Origin of the sequence: Actinomadura barringtoniae (genome assembly GCF_017573505.1) — a bacterium.
In the GTDB taxonomy this organism is placed as follows: domain Bacteria; phylum Actinomycetota; class Actinomycetes; order Streptosporangiales; family Streptosporangiaceae; genus Spirillospora; species Spirillospora barringtoniae.
On the sequence record NZ_JAGEOJ010000019.1, the window covers coordinates 80,911 to 96,390 of the forward strand.

At 70.1% G+C, this 15,480-nt stretch carries 14 protein-coding genes; 8 read left to right on the forward strand and 6 right to left on the reverse strand.

All coding sequences use genetic code 11. The features are described from left to right. Positions 1-236: 236 nt before the first annotated feature. From J4573_RS39035 to J4573_RS39055, 5 genes are all read right to left on the reverse strand, one after another. Complete coding sequence (locus J4573_RS39035; protein ID WP_208261164.1) at positions 237-2,816, reverse strand: S8 family peptidase; 2,580 nt, start codon at positions 2,814-2,816, stop codon at positions 237-239. Between the two features lie 101 nt (positions 2,817-2,917). Continuing rightward, entirely contained in the window at positions 2,918-3,373 is a 456-nt protein-coding gene (locus tag J4573_RS39040) for a DUF2871 domain-containing protein (protein WP_208261165.1), read from the reverse strand. Between the two features lie 47 nt (positions 3,374-3,420). Beyond that, positions 3,421-3,915: a cupin domain-containing protein gene (locus J4573_RS39045; RefSeq protein ID WP_208261166.1), complete on the reverse strand. Its 495-nt coding sequence runs from the start codon at positions 3,913-3,915 to the stop codon at positions 3,421-3,423. 38 nt (positions 3,916-3,953) lie between these two features. Continuing rightward, positions 3,954-4,325, reverse strand: coding sequence for a DUF4267 domain-containing protein (locus J4573_RS39050; protein ID WP_208261167.1), 372 nt, complete (start codon positions 4,323-4,325; stop codon positions 3,954-3,956). Positions 4,326-4,356: 31 nt separating this feature from the next. Beyond that, positions 4,357-5,241: a GNAT family N-acetyltransferase gene (locus J4573_RS39055; RefSeq protein WP_208261168.1), complete on the reverse strand. Its 885-nt coding sequence runs from the start codon at positions 5,239-5,241 to the stop codon at positions 4,357-4,359. A 200-nt stretch (positions 5,242-5,441) separates the two neighbouring features. Here J4573_RS39055 and J4573_RS39060 point away from each other — a divergent pair, with 200 nt between their 5' ends. Continuing rightward, positions 5,442-6,347, forward strand: coding sequence for a LysR family transcriptional regulator (locus tag J4573_RS39060; RefSeq protein WP_208261169.1), 906 nt, complete (start codon positions 5,442-5,444; stop codon positions 6,345-6,347). Here J4573_RS39060 and J4573_RS39065 read toward each other — a convergent pair. Beyond that, the gene (locus tag J4573_RS39065; protein WP_208261170.1) at positions 6,344-9,016 is read right to left on the reverse strand and encodes an ATP-binding protein; all 2,673 of its coding nucleotides are present in this window, start codon (positions 9,014-9,016) and stop codon (positions 6,344-6,346) included. The two genes, J4573_RS39060 and J4573_RS39065, sit on opposite strands and share 4 nt — an antisense overlap. 211 nt (positions 9,017-9,227) lie before the next feature. Between J4573_RS39065 and J4573_RS39070 the strand changes: the two genes are divergently transcribed. The 7 genes from J4573_RS39070 to J4573_RS39100 all read left to right on the forward strand — a co-directional run bounded on the left by J4573_RS39070 (position 9,228) and on the right by J4573_RS39100 (position 15,467). After that, positions 9,228-9,668, forward strand: coding sequence for a VOC family protein (locus tag J4573_RS39070; RefSeq protein WP_243774281.1), 441 nt, complete (start codon positions 9,228-9,230; stop codon positions 9,666-9,668). Positions 9,669-9,712: 44 nt separating this feature from the next. Next, positions 9,713-10,213, forward strand: coding sequence for a pyridoxamine 5'-phosphate oxidase family protein (locus tag J4573_RS39075; RefSeq protein ID WP_208261171.1), 501 nt, complete (start codon positions 9,713-9,715; stop codon positions 10,211-10,213). Positions 10,214-10,270: 57 nt separating this feature from the next. Next, the gene (locus J4573_RS39080) at positions 10,271-11,143 is read left to right on the forward strand and encodes a LysR family transcriptional regulator (protein WP_208261172.1); all 873 of its coding nucleotides are present in this window, start codon (positions 10,271-10,273) and stop codon (positions 11,141-11,143) included. 100 nt (positions 11,144-11,243) lie between these two features. After that, positions 11,244-12,293, forward strand: coding sequence for a tartrate dehydrogenase (locus J4573_RS39085; RefSeq protein ID WP_208261173.1), 1,050 nt, complete (start codon positions 11,244-11,246; stop codon positions 12,291-12,293). A 49-nt stretch (positions 12,294-12,342) separates the two neighbouring features. Continuing rightward, the gene (gene dctA, locus J4573_RS39090; protein ID WP_208261174.1) at positions 12,343-13,692 is read left to right on the forward strand and encodes a C4-dicarboxylate transporter DctA; all 1,350 of its coding nucleotides are present in this window, start codon (positions 12,343-12,345) and stop codon (positions 13,690-13,692) included. Between the two features lie 294 nt (positions 13,693-13,986). Beyond that, entirely contained in the window at positions 13,987-14,862 is an 876-nt protein-coding gene (locus tag J4573_RS39095) for an MBL fold metallo-hydrolase (protein WP_208261175.1), read from the forward strand. Next, complete coding sequence (locus J4573_RS39100) at positions 14,859-15,467, forward strand: TetR/AcrR family transcriptional regulator (protein ID WP_243774282.1); 609 nt, start codon at positions 14,859-14,861, stop codon at positions 15,465-15,467. Before J4573_RS39095 ends, J4573_RS39100 begins: the two co-directional genes overlap by 4 nt. Positions 15,468-15,480 lie beyond the last annotated feature (13 nt).

The window sequence follows — 15,480 nt, forward strand, 5'->3', positions numbered from 1 at the left end:
ACCGGCTCGATCGCCAGCTCGCACTATCGACGGCGCCGCGACTGGTCGCCGGACTGCTGGCCACCACCACCCGCGACGGCGCGCGACGCTGGTGCGAGGAGCACGCCGACGAGCTCGGCACCGGCTAGTGACCGGGCACAACCTCATCGTCGACGGGGCTGAGCAATCACCTGGCCCCTCGCGCGACCCGATCATTCGGCTGTCTGACCCGATACCGCCGAGCTCTGCCGAGTCGGTCATTTCTTGATCGTCGCCTGGATGAACCTGGGCTGGTACCAGGTGATGTTCCGGTAGACGTCGTCCGGCTCCAGGCTGTTGAGGTTGTAGGCGATGGTGAGGGTCGTCGTGTTGTCGCTGTTGTCCTGAACGGCGACGACCTTGGCGTTGTAGGTGAACAGGTTGCCGTTCCCATAGTCGCCCCAGGGACCGCCCTCGGTGGTCTTGTAGATGTCGGTCTTCCCGCTGAAGGGACCGCTGGGGGAGCACGGGGTGTAGAGCTTGATCTCGCCGCTGAAGGCCTGGCTGGTGTCCTGGGTGACCAGCTCCAGCCCGGTTCCGGTGTTGGTGAGGCTGAACTCGTTGCTCACCGGGATGTGGCCGCCGGTGTCGGTGTCGTACTGGCGGGCCGAGAAGCGTTCGGCGGTCATCCAGTCGCCGCTGGCGTCGAGGTACTCCCAGTCCTTGCCGCGTAGGTCGCTGCCGCGGACGCGGGCGATGTGGAGGTACTTGTAGACGGCCTCCGGGTCGCCCGGATCGCCGGTGTGGTGGTCCTCGACGCCGTAGACATAGAGGTAGCCGTCACCGGACTGGAAGTAGTCCAGAATCGCAGTTCCCCAGGCGATGCCCTCGCCGGACGGTATGTCGGTGACGCTGTCGGGGTGGCTCAGGTCGTCGCTGAAGGTCGCGACGGTGTTGCCCGACCAGCCCCAGTCCCACAGGCCCGTGCCGAACCGGTGGTAACGCTGGTAGACGATCTGCAGGTAATTGCTGGTGGGGCTCGTCCAGCGGCGGTTGGGCGCCCCCGCCCAATACCAGTCGCCGTTGGCGTCGGCGGGCACGATGGCGTTCGGAGCGCCGGCGGTGCCGCCGTGGTGGGTGACGAAGCCGTTCAGGCCGCCCTCCTCGACTATCGAGTTGTTGATGAACGGCGCGGTGCGCGGCCTGGTCTCGTCGGGATAGGCCGGCGGCAGGAACGTGTCGGAGAAGATCCACAGCTTCGAGTGGCCGGTGACGTGGTCGAGGGCGTACGTGCCGTCCCCGCCGGTCCATCCGTCGTTGCTGTGCGCGTACTCGGCGAACTTCCTGGTCTGCACGAGGTACTTGACCGGCGGCGTCACGAGCTTGCGCGCCCCCGCCGTGCACATTCGCGGGCGGGTGGCCCGCCCCATGTAGAGCAGGTTGTTGGGGGAGTCCTCGCCGGCGTTGCCCACCGCGCCCTTGGTCGCGTTCGCCAGCAGAACAGACCGCACCTTGCCCGGAGTCACCTGCCCGTCGGGGATGTCCAGGAACGGGACCGCGCCCGTTACCAACGGCGCCGCGAACGAGGTACCGGTGCCGGTCCTGTACTCGTTCGACGCGCCGTTGGTCGCCTTCACCCTGGCCACCGGCCCGGAGATGCGGTCGCCGGGAGCGAAGAGGTCCACGCACTTGCCGTAGTTGGCGTCGGCGAGCCGGGCGTCGGTACGCGTGGTGGCCGACACCGTGATCACCGCCGGGTTGCGGGCCGGGGTCAGCTTGCAGGCGTCGTCGTTGTCGTTCCCCGCCGAGACCACGAACGTGACGCCCTTGGCGACCGCGTCGGTGACGGCGTCGTCGATCGGGTCCTGGCCCTGCGGGTCGGCGGGGAACGACATGCTCATGTTCGCCACGCTGTGCGGATAGCGGCGGCTGTCCTGAGCGACCCAGGTGATGCCTTCGATGATCTGCTCTTCGGTGGCCGGCTGGTCATTGAGAACCTTGACGCCGGTCACCTGGACCTTCTTGTTCACGCCGGAGTAGGTGCCGGCGGCGATCCCGGCGACCAGTGTGCCGTGCCCGTCCTCGTCGTCGGCGAGCCCCGACTCGATCGGGTCGTCGGTCGTGGAGTTGAACCCGAACCTGTTCACTCGCGAGTCGTCGTCGCCGGAGCCGAAGGTGAAGTCGTCGTGGTACCCGTCGACGCCGGTGTCGATGACGTACATGTGCCAGTCGTCGCCGCGGGAGTCGTCGCGGGTGTAGCTGGAGCTCAGCGGCAGGCTCGTCTGGTCGATCCGGTCCAGGCCCCAGTTCTGCGGGTCGCGCTGCGTGGACTCCGACCCGTCGAGCCTCCCGTACCGGACCGGCCGGACGTACTCCACGGCCGGGTCGGCCGCGAGCCGCCGCGCCTGCTGCTCGGACATGCCGGCCGAGAACCCGCCGAACGCGGTGTCGTACACGTGCCCGAGCCGCCCGCCGAAGCGCGTCGCCAGCCCGGTCGCGGTGCCGCGGACGTTCGTCCGGGCCAGTGAATTCGTCCGGGCCGGTGAATCGGAGCGCTTGAGCTTCACGATGTACCGGCCTGGCACGGTACGAGCGGCCTTCACCGGCAGGAACCCGGACTTGCGTGCGGGAAGCGCCGGCTTGACGTGGGGTGCCGCAGCGCCGTGCGCGCCGACCTTCGCGGCCGGCGCGGCACTCGGTTTGCTTGCGTGTCCTGTGCGGAAACCCGACCCGATCCGTCCGGCGGCCGTGGGATCCGGGCCCGCGGCCTCAGCCGGTCCTGCCATCCATGTCGTCGACAACGCGGCCAACGCCAGCCACGTTCCGAAAGCGACCTTCACCCAGCCGGTCCTGCGCATGGCAGCCTCCCAGGAGAACGCGCCGCCAAGATCGTTCGCAGCGCGCGCTCACTGTAAACAGGCCGGTCCGCCACCCGCAAGATCCCGATCGTGGATCGCGATCAGTGCTCGGTCGCCGTCGTCTCGGGCTGTGCGGCGGTGCCCGTGGTGCTGGAGGGCAGTGCGATGCGTTTGCCCAGATTGATGAAGAAGAAGATCAGGCCGACGGTCAGCGTGATGTGGCCGATTCCGGCTATCGCGGCGGCCGCCTCGGGGGTGTGGTGTCCGAGGACGGTCTGCGTGCCGCGCACGGTCATGACGGTGACGGTGATGACCAGGCCCGCGTTGTACGTCCAGTAGAAAGCGTTGAAGAGTTTGCCCGCGCTCAGGGAGAACTGCTTCTCCAGGGCCATGGCGATCAGGAAGAAGAGCATGCCGAGGGCGAGCACGTGGGTGTGGACGAGCCCGAGCTGCGAGTCGCCGGTGAAGTCGTTCAGCTTGGTGATCTCGCGGTAGTAGAGCCCGCCGACCAGCCCGAGGATCATGTACGTGTGGGCCGCGTAGAAGAGCTTTTTCACAAGGGCTCCTGAGGGGTCTTCGGTCATGTCCGGGGTCGGGGGAGTGGTCAGGCTCGGGCGGATTCCCAGGTGGCGCTGGTGAGGAAGTAGGTGTCGTAGAGCTCCTGAACGTCGAGGAGGCTCTCGGGCGGCACCTTGCCGTAGGCGATGCGCTCCAGATGCCGGAAGTACTCGAAGCGCTCGACGCCGGGTGTGATGACGATGAGGATGTCGGCGTCCTCGCCCGGTGCGGCGGCGAAGGCGTGCGTGGCGCTCGGCGGTACGACCACCAGGTCGCCGCGTTCGGCGGTGACGACCTGGTCGCCGGACAGCAGCTGAGCGGTGCCGTCCAGCACGTAGAAGAGTTCGGCGGAGTTGTCGTGGCGGTGCGGGTTGGCGCCGTTGGCGCCGCCGCCCAGGGTGACGCGCTGGGTCGACAGGGCACCGCCGGTGGAGGTGCTGTCGGCCAGCAGTTTGACGGTGATGGGGGACTGGCCGATCACCTCTGCGTCGGCGTCGCGGACGAGGACGGCTTCGTTGAAGTCGGGCTTGATCAGGGACATGGGACTGGCTCCTTTGGCTGCGTGAAGGGCGAACGTCTTCAGAGGGCGAAGAGCAGGGCGGCACTGATGAGCACGCAGACGGCGGTGGCGAAGTGGATGCCGAACGCCGTGGCCTTGGCGCCGCCGTGGCGCAGGACGACGAAGGTGTCGCCGAAGGGGGCGATCGCGGCGATGAGCATGTACCAGCCGGCGGCGTGCGCGCTGGCGAAGGCGAGCAGAGCGATGCCGATGAGGCCGAAGGTGAAGTCGCGCAGGCCCTTGATGGTCAGGTACGCGGCGGCGTCGTCGTGCTGGGCGGGCACGCCGTAGGCGGCGGCAGCGGGCTGCGGGACCACCAGGAACCGCAGGCCGACGAACGTGACGAGGGCGACCAGGACGATGGCCAGGCCATAGGCGATCGGGGTGAGCATGGGGGACTCCAATTGCTTGCGGTGTCAGGTGTCAGGCGATGTTCGGTGTGGGGCCGAGCCGGTATTCGTTGGTGCGGTGGTGGCGCTGGAATCCCAGGTGGCTGTTGACGGCCAGCAGGGCGGCGTCGTGCTCGGGGCTGTCGGTGGTGACGTGGGTGACCTGCGGGTGCTGGTCGTACAGCAGGCGCAGCATCGCCGCCTTGACCCACAGCTCCAGCCCGGGGGCGTGGTGCTCGTTGGCCGGTGGGTGGTCGTGCTGGGTCGCGTACGGCCCGAGACCGTCGGCGATCACCACTTCGGTGTGGGCGGCCGTGCCGTTGGCGTGCTCGGCGGTGACGGTCAGGAGCACATCGCCTGGGACGGCGCCGTGGTGGCCGGGGGAGGCGAGCCGCGTTCTCTCGGTCAGCCGGTAGCCGGGATGCTCGGCCGCGACCATCTCGTCCAGCCAGCCGGGGTGCAGGTCGCGCAGCGGCAGCAGCTGCTGGTGCAGCGTGCGGAGGTGGGTCAGGCCGCGCCGCAGGCAGAACGCGTCGCCCGGCCCGTCCACCGGCACGGCCAGGGTCACGCCGTGCGGGCCGCAGGTGTGCGCCTCGGCGATCAGTGCGTTCAGCAGGCGGTCGCCGACACCGTGGCGTCGGTGGGCCGGGTGGACGTGCACCTGCGCGCTTCCCGTGGAGGCGGCGGACGGGCGGCGCAGGATCGCCAGCCCGGCGACCTGGCCCGTGCGGACGGCCGTCCAGACGACCGTCGCTCCTGCTGCCAGGCGAGCGCTGAACCGGTCGAACGCGTCGGGCACGGTTCCGGGGAGATCTTCGTTTAGGGCCGCGGTGACGACCGCGTGCCAGGCCTGTACGGTCGGCCCGTCCAGCCCCTCGCGCCCCGGTTCGATGCGGGTCACCTCAACGGTTTCCGTCATGTGCGTTTGCCTCCCTCCGGCCGTTGTCTGAGTGAACGTTCCAGGTCAGCGCCCCGGAACGGCTGAATCAAGATTGGCAAGGGGGACGTCGCGGAACAACGGCGATCTCGGCAACGCAGCGTTGCGCGGCGCTCATCGATGCGCTTGTGCGGCCTCAGTCATGATCGATAGATTCCCGTTCAGGGTGTTTAGGGGGGTTCATGGAGCTTCGGGACATCGAGATCTTCCTGGCGCTGGCCGAGGAACTGCACTTCGGGCGCACCGCGGAGCGACTGCACCTCACCCCGTCGGGGGTCAGCCACGCCATCAAGAAGCAGGAGCGGCGCGTCGGCAAGCCGCTGTTCGACCGCACCTCGCGCAGCGTCCGCCTCACGCCGGCGGGGGAGCAGCTCTACCAGACCCTGCGGCCCGCCTACCAGGCGATCATCGACGGGATCGAGGGCGTCTCGGCCGCCGCCGAGGAGACCGGCGGCACGCTCACCCTCGGCACGATCGGCGCCCAGGGCTTGATGATCAATGACCTGGTCGAACGGTTCCGGAAGCGTCACCCGGCCATCGAGCTCGTGCACCGGGGAATCAACCCGGTCGACCCGCTCACCCCGCTGCGGGAGGGCGAGGTCGACGTGCTCCACCTGTGGCTTCCGGTGCGCGAACCCGACATCACCGTGGGCCCGATCACCCACACCTCACCGATCGTCGTGATCATGTCCGGGACCCACCCGTACGCCGAACGTGAGTCGCTGAGCCTTGAGGACTACGGCGACATGACCTTCGTTGTCCCGCAGTCACAGATCCCGGCGTCCATGGAGGAGGCATGGCAGCCGTTCCGCACGCCGTCAGGACGCCTGATCCCGCGCCAGTCAAGCGTCTCCAGCTGGGACGACATGCTCAAGACGGTCAGCGTCGGCCCCTCGGTCATCGCCACCCCCGCCGAGGGCGCCCGCTATTGCCGCTGGCCCAACCTCGCCTACATCCCGGTGCGCGACGCCCCGCCCGTCCAATGGGCGTTCGCCTGGCTCAGCAGCAACCCCAACCCTCTCATCCGCACCCTCGCCGCCGCCGTCGACGAGACGGACCAGGACGAGACGGACCACGCCGAGGCCTAGCGACGCTCTCGTAGCGCCTCGGTGTAAGCCCGCTCGGCCTGGGCGTCCAGGTTTTCCCACGCTTCGATGGAACGGGCCAGCTCGGAACGGTCGTCGTGGAGGCGTCCGCGCGTACGGGTGAGGCAGGCCGCCGTCCAGGCGTTCTCCTCGGCGAACGGGGTGACGGCCGCCAGCAGGTCCGCGGCGTCGGGTAGACGCGCGGCCACGGCCAGTTCCGCACCCGCCGCCCGGGCGTACGCCAGGTACGGATCCAGCGGATCGTCGAGGGCGAAGGCCTGGCGTACGAGGCGGCCGGCGTCGTCGTACCGGCCTTCGTGGAGGGCGAGGCGGGCGTCGACGAAGACCGCGACCGGCGCCGTGCCGAGCGTGCCGCCGGCCACCTCTGCGGCGCGGGACCTCCACAGTGCGGCCGCTTCCGGCTCGTCGAGCAGCGCGCACGCCAGCACCGTCGTGGCGACCGCGGGCAGCATCCAGAGCGGGGCCGGCCGCCCGGCCCGTTCCCACTGGTCCCACATCCGTTCGGCGTACCCGATCGCGTCGCGGAAGCGGCCGGTCAGCACCAGCGGCTGGACCAGGCGGCTGGCCGTGATGTGGGTGTCGCTCAGCAGGTCGTCCTCGATGCCCGCCCGCGCCGCGTCCATCGCGCCCGGCAGGTCACCGGCCATGATCGCGTAGATGCAGGCGCGGCCGTAGGTGCTGCAGATCTCCGGCCCGCAGTACGGGTCGTCGCGGTCCATGGACGGCAGCAGCCGCAGGCGTTCGCCGGTGATGCCGTTGGCCTCGCGCAGCCTTCCGTCGTGCAGCGCCGCGGCCCCGGCGGCGCACAGCGCGGAACTGATGAGAACGGGATCCTTGGTCGCCCGGGTCGCGGCGACGGCGGCCGAGGCGAGCTCGTCGTCCGGCGCGCCCTTGTGCGGGCCCGCCAGCCATGCCCGGGCAACGGCCATGCACGCAGCCACTTCGGCGTCGTCGCCTGGCTGAACGTCGCTTGACCAGGCGACGGCCGCGTCGTCGAGGAGGGCGCACAGGCGTTCGCGCGGAATGCCGGTCTCGAACGCCTCGGGGTACCGGCAGGCCGTCTCGACCGCGCGGGCCAGATCGATCGCCCGGCCGCGGCCGTCGCCGGCGCGCCGCGCCTGTTCGGCGGCCTCCAGCAGCAGCTCGTACACGTGCTGGTTGGAGGTGGTGCTGACGTGCGCGCACCAGGCCCCGGCGCGCAGGTCGCGCGCCGCCGACGCCGCGTCCGGCGCGACCGCGGCGGCGGTCAGGTGGTGCGCGAACGACTCCAGCAGGTGCCGGCGGGCGAAGGTCAGGTGCGCGAGCGCGCTCGCCAGCCGGTGCGTGACGTCGCACGGACTGCCCAACCCGTTCAACGCCGCCCGCAGGTCCGCGGCCATGGCGTCGAAGTCCTCCCGCCACGCGGGATCACCGAGCCTGCCCTCGGCGGCGGACGCCGCGTCGGCGGCCCAGCGAAGGTGATGCGCCCGGGTCTTGTCCTCCTCGCCGGCGGCCGACATCTGGGCCTGCGCGAACGCCCGTACGGTCTCCAGCAGGCGCCAGCGGCTGACCCGCCCTCGTACGTGTACCACCAGGCTCTTGTCCACCAGCCTGCCGAGCAGGTCCGCGACCTCAGCCCGGTCCCCGCCGACGGCGGTCGCGGCGTCCAGGTCGAAGGCCCCGACGAACACCCCGAGCCGGCGGAAGAGCTCCTGCTCCTCCTCGTCGAGGAGGTCGTAGCTCCAGGTCAGCACGGCGCGCAGTGACCGGTGCCGCTCGGCACCGCCCCGCCCGCCCGACAGCAGCCGCAGCGCGTCCTCCAGAGCGGCGAGCAGTCCCGTGGCGCCCAGCGACGCGCCCCGCGCGGCCGCCAGCTCGATCGCCAGGGGCATGCCGTCCAGCCGTGCGCACAGGTCAGCGACCACCGCCGGCTCCGCCACGAACTCCGGGTCCGCGGCCAGCGCACGGTCGTGGAACAGCCGTTCGGCGTCCGAGCCCAGGGGCAGCGGGGAGATCGGCACGATGCGTTCACCCGAGAGGCCGAGCCGTTCCCGGCTGGTCACCAGGACGCGGGTGCCCGGGCAGGCGAGCAGGATCCGTTCGGCGAACGCGGCCGCCTCGTCGATCACGTGCTCGCAGTTGTCCAGGACGAGCAGCGACCGGCCTGTGCCCAGGCGCGCCGCGACCGCCTCGTCCAGCGGCTGGTGGGAGCCCTCGGTGACCCCGAGCGTCGTCGCGACCGCGCGGGCCACGAACCCGTCGCGTACCGGCACCAGGTCAACGAATCCGCCGCCGGAGGGGAACAGCGCGGCGGCGTGATCGGCGGCCACGCAGGCCAGCCGGGTCTTGCCCACGCCGCCCGGACCGAGCAGGGTCACCAGGCGGGCCTCCTCGAGCGCGGCCAGCACGGCGGCACGTTCGGCCTCGCGGCCCACGAACGTCGAGCAGGACACCGGCAGGCCGACGACACGGCCCGGCTCGCCCTCCCCGGCGCGGGCCAGTTCCGCCAGCGCCCACCGGTCGCCCAGGCCGTACTTGCGCAGCAGCGAGGACACGTGGCTCTCCACGGTGCGCACGGATATGTGCATCCGGTTCGCGATCTGCGCGTTGGACAGCCGCGCGCCCAGCGCGGCCAGCACCTCGGCCTCCCGCTCAGATATCCGTTCGGCCACCGAGCCCCCTTTTCCGTGGTGGCATCCGTGGTGCTCTGCGGTCGGCACGGATGCCCGCGGACCCCCTCAGGGCGGACGCTGGAAGCACGCCCGACCAGGGGGGAGACGCCATGAACACCCTAGCCATGCGCCCCGCCGCCGAACGGGACGAACTGATCAACGCGGTCCGCGCGGCGGTCGCCCGCGACCTCGAAACAGCAGGAGAACAATCATGACGCTTCAGCGGATGGACAACGTCGGGATCATGGTCGAGGACCTCGACGCCGTGATCGCGTTCTTCGTGGAACTCGGCATGGAGCTGGAGGGCAAGGCCGTGGTCGAGGGGCCGTGGGCGGCAAGCCTGGTCGGCCTCGACGACCAGCGCGTCGACGTGGCGATGCTGCGGATCCCGGGCGGCCCCGGGCGGATCGAGCTGGCCAAGTACCACGAGCCGAAGGCGATCAGAGGCGTGCCGGACGACGCCCCGGTCAACACGCTGGGCATCCGCCGCATCATGTTCGCGGTCGACGACATCGACGACGCCATCACCCGCCTGGTCGCCCATGGCGCCCAGCTGATCGGCGAGGTGGTGCAGTACGAGGACAGCTACCGGCTCTGCTACCTCCGGGGCCCCGAGGGCATCGTCGTCGCCATGGCCGAGGAACTCGGCTGACCTGCGATCGACCAGAGACCGGACCCGCAACGGAAGGAACGACCATGCAACCGAGTGAGATCACCGAGGTCCTGAGCCGGCCGTACAGCCAGGAGCTCCTGGCCCGCGACATCACTCGCCTGGCGTACGTGGCCAAGGACGGCACGCCCCGCACCATCCCGATCGCGTTCACCTGGAATGGCACGGAGATCGTCATGTCCACGGCGAAGAACGCGCCCAAACTTCAGGCCTTGAGTGCCAATCCGATGGTTGCCCTGACGATCGACACCGAGGTGCACCCGCCCAAGATCCTGCTCATCCGTGGCAGGGCCGAGCTGGATTACGTCGACGGCATTCCGGACGAGTATCTCCAGGAGACCAGTAGTTATGAGATGACGCCTGAGCAGCGGGTCGAGTGGGAGGCGGGGGTGCGTTCGCTCTACTACGACGGCATGGTCCGGATCGTGGTGACCCCGACCTGGGCGAAGCTGATCGACTTCGAGACGACGCTGCCGAGTGCGGTCGAGGAACTGATGCGGCGGCAGGAAGAACGCCGGCGCTCCTGATTTCGATGGTCGAGGCCGTCGATGCGGCTCGGGGCGGGGACCGGCGATGATCTGGGCATGGACGTTCGGCAGCTGGAGTACTTCCTCGCGATCGTGGACGAGGGCGGGTTCGGGCGGGCGGCGGCGGTGCTGTACGTGTCGCAGCCGGCGCTTTCCCAGGCCGTCCAGGCCCTGGAGCGCGACCTCGGGAGCGCGCTGTTCCACCGGATCGGGCGGCGGGCGGTGCTCACGGAGGCGGGCCGGGCGCTGATCGAGCCCGCGCGTGCGGCGGTGCGCAGCCTGCGGACCGCACGCGACCGGGTCGCCGCCGTCACGGAACTGCGGACGGGATGCCTGGACATCGCGGCGATGCCCTCCCAGGCGGTCGAGCCGCTGACCACGATGATCCGCGCGTTCAGCAGCCGGTATCCGGACGTGTCGGTGGCCATCAAGGCCGCGTTCACCGCCCGCGACGTGGTCGAGCTGGTGCGGACCGGCGCCGCCGAGCTGGGGCTGCTCGCCACCTCGGGGCCTCTGCCCGAACGTGAGGTGACCTGCCATCCGGCGGGCAGGCAGCGCTTCGTGCTGGTCACCGCGCCGGACGGCCCGTTCGCCGGGAAGAACGCGGTGGACTGCGCCGAGCTGGCCGGGCACAGGCTGATCGTCGGGCAGCGGGGCACGGGGATGCGCGCCTACGTCGACGGGCTGCGCGAGCGCGGCATCGAGTTCGGCATCGCGGCCGAGACCGAGCACCGGGTGTCGATCCTGCCCCTGGTCCTGGCGGGGGTCGGGGTCGCGGTGGTGACCGAGTCCTGGCGGGACATCGCCGAACGGGCGGGGGCGCGCGTGCTGTCGATCGAGCCGGAGAGCAGCCTGGAGATCGCGCTGGTGAGCCGTCGCGACGAGCTCTCACCCGCCGCAGGGGAGTTCCTCGCACACGCCATCGGCTGAGCCGGCCCACTTGGCCGCCGCGCCTGATAAGGAGCGCTTATCAGGCGCATCCACACTGCGTCTTGGACGCTCAGGTGGTCGCGTTGCTGCAATCGGACGCATGACGAACCACCACATCGCGCTGATCCCCGGCGACGGTATCGGCGCCGAGGTGCTCCCTCCGGCGCTGCAGGTCCTCGAAGCGGTCGGCCGCCGCCACGGCTTCGGCCTCACCTGCACCTTGTACGACTGGTCCTGCGCGCGTTACCTGCGCGAAGGCGCGATGATGCCGGAGGACGGCCTCGACCGGCTCCGGGACAAGGACGCCATCCTGCTCGGCGCGGTCGGCTACCCCGGCGTGCCCGACCACGTCTCGCTGTGGGGGCTGCTGATCCCGATCCGCCGCGGTTTCCGGCAGTACGTCAACCTGCGGCCGATCCGCGTGTTCGACGGTCTCGACAGCCCCCTCCGCGCGGCGGGCGAGGTCGACCTCGTCGTCGTCCGGGAGAACGTGGAGGGCGAGTACAGCGAGATCGGGGGGCGCCTCAACCGCGGCTTCCCCGACGAGTTCGCCGTTCAGGAGGCGGTGTTCACCCGGGCCGGGGTCACGCGCGTCCTGGACTACGCCTTCGACCTGGCCGCACGGCGCGGCGGGCGCCTGACCTCGGCGACCAAGTCCAACGGCATCGTGCACACGCTCCCGTTCTGGGACGAGCTGGTGGCCGAACGAGGTGCGGCGCATCCCGCGGTGACCTGGGACCAGGAGCACATCGACGCGCTCGCGGCCAAGTTCGTCCTGGACCCGGCCCGCTTCGACGTGGTGGTGGGGTCCAACCTGTTCGGCGACATCCTCAGCGACCTGGCCGCCGCCGTCGCCGGGTCGATCGGCATCGCTCCGTCCGCCAACCTCAACCCCGAACGCGCGTTCCCCTCGATGTTCGAGCCGGTCCACGGCTCGGCCCCCGACATCGCCGGACGCGGTATCGCCGACCCGCTGGGCGCGATCTGGTCGGCCGCGATGATGCTCGACCACCTCGGCCACCCGGAGGCGGCGCGGGACGTGACGGACGCGATCGCCGCCGTTCTGGCCAAGACCGACGTGCGCACGCCCGACCTGGGCGGCACCGCGACGACCGCCGAGTTCACCGACAGGCTCCTCCAGATCCTCTGAGTCCCCGCTCCGTCTGAGCCCCGGCTCCGTCCCCCCTCAGGAGCAAGTCATGGCAGCACCGGCGTCCCCGCTCACCGCTCGACGTTCCAAGCCCTGGTACGGGCAGCTGTACTTCTGGGTCATCGCCGCCATCACGGCGGGCGTTCTCACCGGCTGGCTGTGGCCGTCGGCCGGAGTGGCGCTGGAGCCCGTCGGCACCACCTTCGTCTCCGCCATCAAGATGCTCATCACCCCGATCGTGTTCCTGACGATCGTGGCTGGCATCGGCGGCGTCGACAGCCTCGCCCGCGTCGGGCGGATCGGGCTGAAATCACTGATCTACTTCCAGGCCGGAACCCTCGCCGCGCTGATCCTCGGACTGGTCGCGATCAACGTCTTCCGCCCCGGCGACGGCGTCCACGCCCGCCCGGACCAGCTGCACCTGGCGGGCGACGCGGCCACCTATGTCAAGGAGGGCCAGGACCAGAGCTGGTGGCACCTGCTCACCGACATCGTGCCCTCCAGCGCCGTGGGCGCCTTCGCCGAGGGCGACATCCTCCAGGTCATCTTCATCTCGGTGCTGTTCGGCATCGCCCTGAAAGCCGTCGGCGAAGCAGGCCGTCCCATCGCCCGCGGCATCGACCGGCTGACCGCCGTCGTCTTCAAGATCCTGCAGTACGTCATGCGGGCCGCCCCCATCGGAGCGTTCGGCGCGATGGCCTACACGATCGGCAAGTACGGGATCTCCACGCTCGCCAGCCTCGGCCAGCTCATCGGCCTGTTCTACGGAACCTCGGTCTTCTTCGTCGTAGTAGTCCTGGGCGGCGTCACCGCCCTGCTCCGCATCAACATCTTCCGGCTCCTGCGCTATCTGCGCGAAGAGTTCCTCATCGTCCTGGGCACCTCATCCTCGGAGAGCGTGCTGCCCCAACTCATGGCCAAGTTGGAAGGCCTGGGCGTACGCCGCGAGATCGTCGGCCTGACCGTCCCGACCGGCTACTCGTTCAACCTGGACGGCAGCTCCATCTACCTCTCCCTGGCGGCCGTCTACATAGCCCAGGCAACCGACACACCCCTCAGCCTCGGACAGCAGCTGGGCCTCCTGGCCGTCATGATCCTGGCGTCCAAGGGCTCGGGCGGCGTCACCGGCGCAGGCTTCATAGCCCTGGCCGCCGCCCTCTCCGCCATGGACACCGTCCCCGCCGCCGGCATCATGCTGATCTTCGGCATCGACAAGTTCATGTCCGAGTGCCGCGCCCTCACCAACCTCGCCGGCAACAGCGTCGCCACCCTCGTAGTGGCCCGCTGGGAACGAGCCCTGGACGTGCCCCGCGTCAACCGAGTCCTCCACACCGGCCACCCCGACCCCGAAACCCCGACCTCGACCGAGGCCGAAGACGAGGCACTCACGGTGGTGTAGATCTCCGCCGGTCGCACCCATCGATCAGCCCTGACGACCCACGACCATCAAGCCGGCCGGTGCGGCCTACCTGCGCGGATCGCGATCTCAGCGGCGTGAAGCTCGGCGGTCGCGGTTCGAGGGGACGGAGTGCTCGTTCACGGATCGACCCGCCGCGTGTGGGGTGAGCCGGTGGGCGGTCTGTACGAACTCGCGGAGCCTGGCGGTGTCGTCGGGCGGCCGGTACGGCCGACGCCGCAGTCCTGCCACGGATTGGTCTGGATGTTTACTAGACCAGTCTGTAGATTTGCGTCCATGCGCATCCATCATCTGAACTGTGGGACCACCAGGCCGCTGGGCGGGCGCCTGGTCAGCGGGGCGGCACGGCCGCTGGTGTTCGCTCGGCAGGTGTGCCACTGCCTGCTGATCGAGACCGACGACGGCCTCGTTCTGGTCGACACGGGGTTCGGGCTCGCCGACACCGCTCATCCCGAGAGGCTGAGCCGACGGTTCCGCTTCTACTCGCGGCCGGTGCTGGACGCTGAGGAGACGGCGGCCCGTCAGGTCGTACGGCTCGGGTACTCGGTCGACGACGTGCGGCATATCGTGCTCACCCACCTGGACGTCGACCACGCGGGTGGGCTGGGTGACTTTCCGGACGCCAAGGTGCACCTGTCCGCCGCCGAGCTCGACGCCGCACGCCGTCCGCTCACCGCGCAGGAACGTTTCCGCTACCACGCCGCGCAATGGGCACACGGCCCGAAATGGGTGCCGCACCCCACGGCCGGAGACAGCTGGTTCGGGTTCTCGGCCGTACGGGACCTGCCCGGCCTCCCGCCCTCGATCCTGCTCATCCCGCTGGCCGGGCACACCCGCGGGCACGTCGGCGTCGTCATCGACGCCGGTGGCGAGGGCCACGACGGATCACGGCGCTGGCTCGTGCACGCGGGCGACGCCTACTTCAACCACGGCCAGATGGAACGTGAACCCTCCTCGCCACCGTTCCTCACGCTGTTCCAGTCGCTGCTGCAGGCGGACCGGACCACCCGCGTTCACAACCTGGCCCGGCTGAACGAACTGGCGCTCAGCGGCGAGGCGGACGTCTTCTGCGCCCACGACAAGTTCGAGCTGGACCGCGCTCGGGGTGCGAACGAAGCGGGCTCGTTCGCGCGATCCGGCGCCGAAGCATGATGGCCGCACGCGGAGAAACCAGACAGCGGATCCTGGACGCGGCGACGACCCTGTTTCACCGGCAGGGCTACCACGCCACCGGCGTGAACCAGATCCTCGCCGAGGCGGCCGCGCCCAAGGGGGTGCTGTACTTCCATTTCCCTGGCGGCAAGGAACAGCTCGCCGCCGAGACCGTCGTTCAGGCCGGTCAGGAACTGGGGGAGGCCCTCGACGCCGTACTGGCGCAGTCCGACGACCTGGCCACGGCCGCACACGGCATCGCCGAACTGCTGGGTGCCGCCCTGGAGCAGACAGAGTTCCGCGAGGGCTGCCCCATCGCCAGCGTCGCGCTGGACGTGGCCGCGGACAGCGACCTGGTACGGGCCGCCTGCGCCCAGGGCTACCAGCAGTGGATCGACCTGATCGCAGAACGGCTGCGGCAGCGGGGAGTCGCCGACGGCAGTGCGCAGGAACTCGCGGTCTTCATCCTGTCCTCCATTGAAGGAGCACTGCTGCTGGCTCGCGTGCAGCACGACACGGCGCCCTTGCGGAACATCGCCACCCGGCTCGCCGGCGTCATCGCCAACGAGATAGGAGATCCGCAGTCGGCTCCGCCGGCACGGTGACGACGCGTTCTGG